The sequence below is a fragment of the Microbacterium sp. genome (assembly GCF_051953575.1).
In the GTDB taxonomy this organism is placed as follows: Bacteria; Actinomycetota; Actinomycetes; order Actinomycetales; family Microbacteriaceae; genus Microbacterium.
On sequence record NZ_JBQCIP010000194.1, the window covers coordinates 1 to 4,892 of the forward strand.

Below are 4,892 nucleotides of genomic sequence, written 5' to 3' on the forward strand. Positions count from 1 at the left end.
GCCGACACCCGCGACGTCCGCGTCGCGGGTGTCGGCCGCTCCTGCCAGAGTGGGTGCATGACCCGCATCGGCGCGATCTTCAACCCGTACACGCACACCCCCGACGAGTTCCACGACGCCGTGGTCGCGGCCGAGCGGGCGGGCGTGCCCGAGCTGTGGGTGTGGGAGGACTGCTTCAAGCAGTCCTCGTTCGCCACGGTCGGCGCCGCGCTCGCGTGGACCGAGAACCTGAAGCTCGGGATCGGCATCGAACCCATGCCGCTGCGCAACGTCGCGGCGACCGCGATGGAGATCGCGACGCTGGAGCGGCTGTTCCCCGGGCGCCTGCTCCCCGGTGTCGGCCACGGCGTGCAGCAGTGGATGGGGCAGGCCGGGGCGCGCGTGGCATCGCCGCTCACCCTCATGCGGGAGTATGTGCCCGCGCTGCGGGCTCTGCTCGCCGGGGAGCGGGTCAGCGTCGAGGGTCGCTACGTCACCCTCGACGACGTCGCCCTGGACTACCCGCCCGCGACGGCGCCGCGCGTGTACGCCGCCGCCGAAGGCCCCAAGACCGTGGGCCTCAGCGGCGAGGTGGCCGACGGGACCGTGCTCGACTCCCGGCACACCCCCGAGGAGCTGGCGGAGCGCGTCGCGACGATCCGCGAGGGCCGCGAGGCGGCCGGCCGCAGCGGACCGCACGAGACGGTGGCGTTCGTCGTCGCCGCGTTCGGCGCCGACGCCGAGGCGCGTGCACTGGCCGATGTCGGCGACGAGCACGCCGACCCGGGTGCGCGAGCGCTGTGGGGCACGCCCGAACAGGTGGCGGACGGAGCACAGGCGTTCTTCGCGGCGGGCGTCGACGACGTGATCCTGCTGCCGTCGTCGCGCGTGGACCTCGCCGAGTTCTACGACGCGACCGGCGAGGTCGCTCGGCTCGTGACGGCGGCACGATGAGCGCGGTCGTCTCGATCGGCATCGCGGCCGCCGCGGGCGCCGACGTCGCGGCGCGGCTCGCGCCTGAGGTGGAGCGGGCGGGGTTCCACGCACTCTGGGTCAACGACACTCCGGGAGCCGACGCGCTGGAGGTGCTGGCCGCGGCCGCCGCGGTGACGGAGCACCTCGTGCTGGCCACCGGCGTGCTGCCGATGGATCGCCGCACCCCCGCGTCGATCATCGAACAGATCGGCGCGCTCGGGTTGCCCGAGGAGCGACTGGCGCTGGGCATCGGGTCGGGTTCCGGGGGCGCCGTCGGCGCGCTGGACCGGATGAGGGATGCCGCCGCCGCCCTGCGAGCAGGGTCCGAGGCGCGTGTGGTGGTGGGTGCGCTGGGCCCGAAGATGCGACGGCTCGGGGCGGACGCCTCCGACGGGCTCCTGCTCAGCTGGCTGACCCCCGACGCCGCCCAGGCGCAGTCCCGCGAGGCGCACTCCGTCTCCGCCGCGGCGCACATCGCCCTCTATGTGCGCGCGGCCGCCGATCCCGCAGCGCTCGACCGGCTCGACGTCGAGGCCGAGCGCTATGCCGGGTACCCGTCGTACGCCGCGAACTTCGCGCGGCTCGGCATCCGTTCCCGCGACACGGTGCTGCGTCCCGACGGCTTCGCCGCCGGGCTGGACGCGTACCGCGCCGCCGTCGACGAGGTCGTGCTGCGGGCGATCGTGGCCGGCGACGACGCGGCGGACTATCTCGCATTCGCCGAAGCGGCGGCCGCCGCCGTGTAGGGCGGTGTCGGCGCCCGGTGCGAGAATCGCGACATGCTGCTGCAGGAGCTCGTGACGGCGACGGATGCCGTCGCCGCGACCTCGTCTCGTCTGGCCAAGGTCGCGGCGCTCGCCGACGTGCTGCGCCGGCTCGACCCGGACGAGATCGTGCCCGCCGTCGGGCTTCTGCTCGCCGCGCCGCGACAGGGTCGCCTCGGCGTCGGGTGGCGGAGCGTCACCGCTCTCGCTGTGCCGCACGCCGAGGAGCCGTCGCTCACCCTCACCGAGGTGGATGCTGCGCTGGACCGGCTCGCGGGCGCCGACGGACCCGGCTCGGCCGGCGTGCGCTCCGCCGAGCTCGAGGGGCTCGCGCGCCGCGCGACGCCGGGGGAGTGGGACCTCCTCGCGCGGATCCTGCTCGGCGAACTCCGCACGGGCGCGCTCGAGGGCGTCCTGCTCGACGCGGTCGCGAAGGCCGCCGACCGCACTCCTGCCGCGGTCCGGCGGGCGGCGATGCTCTCGGGCGACCTCGGCGAGACCGCCCTGCTCGCGCTGACCGGAAGCGCCGCAGAGCTCGACGCCGTCGGGCTCCGGGTCGGCCGCCCCGTCATGCCGATGCTCGCCTCGACAGCGGGCAGCACGACGGAAGCGCTCGCCGGGCTCGGCGCGGACGGGTCGGCGGTGGCGGCGTCCGTCGAGTACAAGCTCGACGGCGCCCGCATCCAGGTCCATCGCGACGGCGACGAGGTGCACGTGTACACGCGCAGCCTCGCCGAGATCACCCACCGCGTGCCCGAGATCGTCGACGCCGTGCGCGCCCTGCCCGCGGCCCAGGTGATCCTCGACGGCGAGACGCTCACACTCGACGAGGACGGGGGTCCTCGGCCATTCCAAGACACGATGGCGCGATTCGGGTCCGAGACCGAGGCGGCCGCGGTGCTGCGTCCGTGGTTCTTCGACATCCTCCACCTCGACGGCCGGGACCTGCTCGACGAGCCCCTGTCGGCGCGGCTCGAGGCTCTTGCCCGTGTCGCCGGCGACGCGCGCATGCCCGGCATCATCACCGACGACCCGGAACAGGCGGAGCTCTTCTCACGCGAAGCACTGGCCGCCGGCCACGAAGGCGTGATGGTGAAGGCTCTCGACGCCCCCTACGCGGCGGGGCGCCGGGGCAAGAGCTGGCTCAAGGTCAAACCCGTCCTCACGTACGACCTCGTCGTGCTCGCCGTCGAACCCGGGTCGGGCCGGCGCACCGGGCTGCTCTCGAACCTGCACCTGGGCGCGCGCGATCCCGCAGGCGAGTTCGGCGACCCCGGCGGCTTCGTCATGGTCGGCAAGACGTTCAAGGGGCTCACCGATGCGACGCTGCGCTGGCAGACCGAGCACTTCCCGACCATCGAGACCCATCGGTCGGCCTACGCAGTGCACGTGCAGCCGGTGACGGTCGTCGAGATCGCGATCGACGGGGTGCAGCGGTCGGCGCGCTACCCGGGCGGGGTGGCGCTCCGCTTCGCGCGCGTCAAGGGCTACCGGCCCGACAAGAGCCCCGACGAGGCCGACACGATCCAGTCGCTGCGCGCACTGCTGCGGGGCTGAATCCGGCCGGCGCACACGGTGCGAGAGACTGGGCTCATGCGCATCGTCGTGCTGACCGGCGCCGGCATCTCGGCCGAGAGCGGAGTGCCCACCTTCCGCGGCGGTGACGGGCTGTGGGAGGGGCACCGCATCGAGGACGTCGCGACGCCCGAGGGCTTCGAGCGGGACCCCGACGCCGTGCTCGCCTTCTACGACGCTCGGCGCCGGGCGGTGGCATCCACCGTCCCCAATGCGGCGCACCGGGCCCTCGCCCGGCTCGAAGGGGCGATCGGCGACGAGCTCCTCGTGGTGACGCAGAACGTCGACGACCTGCACGACCGTGCAGGCAGCCGCAACCTCGTGCACATGCACGGCGAACTGCGCCGCGCCCGCTGTCTGTCGTGCGGCGCGCGTCCCGCCTGGGACGGCGACCTCATCGACCGGCCCCCGTGCCCCGAGTGCGGAGAGCGGATGCTGCGCCCCGACGTCGTGTGGTTCGGCGAGATGCCGTACGGCCTCGACCGCATCGAGCAGGCCGTGGTCGCGTGCGATGTCTTCGTGTCGATCGGCACCTCGGGCGAGGTGTACCCGGCAGCCGGGTACGTCGCGCTCGCCTCCGCATTCGGCGCGCGGACCGTGGAGCTCAACCTCGAGCCGAGCGACCCGGCCGTGCCGTTCGACGACGCCCGCGCCGGTCGTGCGGGCGAACTGGTGCCCGTCTGGGTCGACGAGGTGCTCGCGCAGCGGGGCTGACGGCCCCCGACACGCGAAGAGCGCCGGGCGGCAGCATCCGCCCGGCGCTCTTCGGTCGTGGAGGCGCGCTACATACGCACGCCGCCGGAGCGCACCCGCGACAGGGCGTCGACGGTGGCCGCGAGGATCAGCACGCCGCCGGTCACCAGCAGGTTGATGCCGGCCGGCAGGTTCAGCAGGCCGAGGCCGTTGGTGATCGTGGCGATCACCAGGGCGCCGATGGCCGCGTGGACCAGGCGACCGCGTCCGCCGAAGAGGCTGACGCCGCCGACCACTGCCGCGGCGACGCCCGACAGGACGATGTCGCGTCCGACGGTGGCGTCCACGGCGCCGACGCGCGCGACGCTGAGCAGACCCGAGAACACCGCGAGGGCGGAACAGATCACGAACGCCCACCACTTGATCCAGCGGACCTTCACGCCCGACCGGCGTGCAGCCTCGGCGTTGCCGCCGATCGCGTAGAGGTAGCGGCCGAACTTGGTGCGATCCAGCAGGAACGTGCCGAGCCACAGCAGGGTCAGGACGATGGGAACGACGATCGGGACACCGGCGACCTCGACGACCGACTGGCCGCGGTTCTGGTTGAGGAAGTAGACCACGATCCCACCGCCGACGGCGATCGCCGCCAGCTTGATGAACACCAGCGACAGGGCACGGTTCGGAACGCCCGCACGGGTGCGGCGCGCGCGGTCCCAGAACGCCGTGCCGCCGGAGATCAGCAGCATGACGGCGAGCATCACCCAACCGCCCCAGACCGGCAGGTTGCCGTTCTGCAGGGCGATGAGCTCGGGGACCTCGAGGCGGAACTGACCGCCCGAGCCGATGACGACGAGCGCGAGGCCCTGGAAGCCGAGGAACAGACCCAGGGTGACGACGAAGGACGGG

Annotated in this window: 5 protein-coding genes; 4 read left to right on the forward strand and 1 reads right to left on the reverse strand. The window is 73.6% G+C overall.

Annotated elements, in window-relative coordinates:
- The 4 genes from ACTHNQ_RS11880 to ACTHNQ_RS11895 all read left to right on the forward strand — a co-directional run.
- Positions 1-933 (forward strand): LLM class flavin-dependent oxidoreductase (locus ACTHNQ_RS11880; protein ID WP_440333635.1); only part of this gene is annotated, 933 nt, incomplete at its 5' end.
- Positions 930-1,700 (forward strand): LLM class flavin-dependent oxidoreductase, encoded by a 771-nt coding sequence (locus ACTHNQ_RS11885; protein ID WP_440333637.1) that lies wholly within the window; start codon positions 930-932, stop codon positions 1,698-1,700. The genes ACTHNQ_RS11880 and ACTHNQ_RS11885, both read left to right, overlap by 4 nt.
- A gap of 33 nt (positions 1,701-1,733) precedes the next feature.
- A complete protein-coding gene (locus ACTHNQ_RS11890; protein ID WP_440333639.1) occupies positions 1,734-3,275 on the forward strand; it encodes an ATP-dependent DNA ligase in 1,542 nt (513 codons plus the stop codon).
- Between the two features lie 36 nt (positions 3,276-3,311).
- The gene (locus ACTHNQ_RS11895) at positions 3,312-4,007 is read left to right on the forward strand and encodes an NAD-dependent deacylase (protein WP_440333641.1); all 696 of its coding nucleotides are present in this window, start codon (positions 3,312-3,314) and stop codon (positions 4,005-4,007) included.
- Positions 4,008-4,075: 68 nt separating this feature from the next.
- Here ACTHNQ_RS11895 and ACTHNQ_RS11900 read toward each other — a convergent pair.
- On the reverse strand, positions 4,076-4,892 hold an 817-nt coding region (locus ACTHNQ_RS11900), incomplete at its 5' end, for an ABC transporter permease subunit (RefSeq protein ID WP_440333643.1).